This is a genomic window from Micrococcus sp. APC 4021 (genome assembly GCF_030407635.1).
GTDB classification, from domain to species: domain Bacteria; phylum Actinomycetota; class Actinomycetes; order Actinomycetales; family Micrococcaceae; genus Micrococcus; species Micrococcus luteus.
In genome coordinates, this window is the sequence record NZ_JASDCZ010000201.1 from 1 (window position 1) to 1,772 (window position 1,772).

A 1,772-nucleotide genomic window follows, 5' to 3' on the forward strand; every position below is an offset into this window, starting at 1 on the left:
TGAGCATGCACCGCCCGTCCCCCGGCCTGCCCGATCTGCCGGGCGGCCGTCGGGACGTCGGCGGCGCGTCTCCAGTGTAGGGAGCGCGGGACGCCGGGGCCGTGGCGGGGCCCGGACGGACCGTCACCGCGACTTCATCCCGGGTTCACCGTGCCGGGCCCCGGCGGACGACGCCGCTTCCTAGCGTGGCCCGTGGGCGGACCCCCGCCCGCACGGTTCACCGGCACAGGAGGCAGACATGGTGGCAGAGCTCGTGGAGCACGCGCAGACCCGGCAGGAGCCGTCGAGCCGGCCGGGCCAGGCGCGTGCCGAGGCGGGGGCGGCGGAGGCGACCGGCCTGCGGACCTACGTGGTGGACACGTCCGTGCTGCTCTCGGACCCGCGCGCCCTGCTGCACTTCGCCGAGCACGAGGTGGTCCTGCCGCTCGTGGTGGTCTCGGAGCTCGAGGCCAAGCGCGCCGACCCCGACCTCGGCTACTACGCGCGCACGGCCCTGCGCCTGCTCGACGACCTGCGCGGCCGCCACGGCGCGCTGGACCAGCCCGTGCCGATCACCCCCGAGGGCGGCACGCTGCGGATCGAACTGAACCACGTGTCCGTGGACGTGCTGCCCCTGGGCATCCGCGGCACGGACAACGACTCCCGCATCCTCGCCGTCGCGAAGGCGCTCGCGGACGAGGGCGCCACGGTCACGGTCGTGTCCAAGGACCTGCCGATGCGCGTGAAGGCGGCGGCCATGGGCCTCGCCGCGGACGAGTACCGCCACGAGCTCGTGCGTGACTCGGGCTGGCGCGGCACCGTCTCCCTCAGCGTGGCGCAGGAGCGGCTGGACGCCCTCTACGACGACGGCGAGGTCGACCTGGCCGGCGTCCCGCTGGGGACCCTGACCGGCACGGGCGTCGAGACCGGGCCGGAGGAGGCCCCGGCCGAGGCGGACCGCCTGCCGGTCAACACGGGGCTGGTGCTCACCGCGCCCCGGGGCTCCGCCCTGGCCCGGGTCGGCGAGGGCGGCCGAGCCTGCCTGGTGCGCGGGGACCGCGACGTGTTCGGCCTGCACGGCCGTTCCGCCGAGCAGCGGCTGGCCATCGAGCTGCTGACGGATCCGAGCGTGGGCATCGTCTCCCTCGGCGGCCGCGCGGGCACCGGCAAGTCCGCGCTGGCGCTGTGCGCGGGCCTCGACGCCGTGATGGAGCGCCGCGAGCACCGCAGGGTGGTCGTGTTCCGCCCGCTGTACGCCGTCGGCGGCCAGGACCTCGGCTACCTGCCCGGCTCCGAGGGCGACAAGATGGGCCCGTGGGCGCAGGCCGTGTTCGACACCCTGGGTGCGCTGGTCTCCCCGTCCGTGGTGGACGAGGTGGTGGACCGCGGGATGCTGGAGATCCTGCCGCTGACGCACATCCGCGGCCGTTCGCTGCACGATGCGTGGGTGATCGTGGACGAGGCGCAGTCGCTCGAGCGGAACGTTCTGCTCACGGTGCTGAGCCGGATGGGCCGCAACTCGAAGGTGGTGCTGACCCACGACGTCGCCCAGCGAGACAACCTGCGCGTGGGCCGGCACGACGGCATCGCGGCCGTGGTGGAGCGCCTCAAGGGCCACCCGCTGTTCGGGCATGTGACGCTGACCCGTTCCGAGCGCTCACCGATCGCCGCACTGGTCACGGACCTGCTGGAGGAGGGCCGGGCCTGAGCCGGCCGGCGGGGTCGGGCATGAAAAAGGGGCCGCTGCCGAAGCAGCGGCCCCCGGCGGGGGTGCTCGGCCCCGCGGAGGGGGG

1 protein-coding gene is annotated in these 1,772 nt (G+C 75.1%); it reads left to right on the forward strand.

Annotated elements, in window-relative coordinates:
- Positions 1–238: 238 nt before the first annotated feature.
- The gene (locus QL983_RS11135) at positions 239–1,687 is read left to right on the forward strand and encodes a PhoH family protein (RefSeq protein ID WP_041105009.1); all 1,449 of its coding nucleotides are present in this window, start codon (positions 239–241) and stop codon (positions 1,685–1,687) included.
- The last annotated feature ends 85 nt before the right edge of the window (positions 1,688–1,772 follow it).

Excerpts from the sequence above, each read along its gene's own strand:
- QL983_RS11135 (WP_041105009.1), top strand. The coding sequence starts at position 239 with ATGGTGGCAGAGCTCGTGGAGCACGCGCAGACCCGGCAGGAGCCGTCG.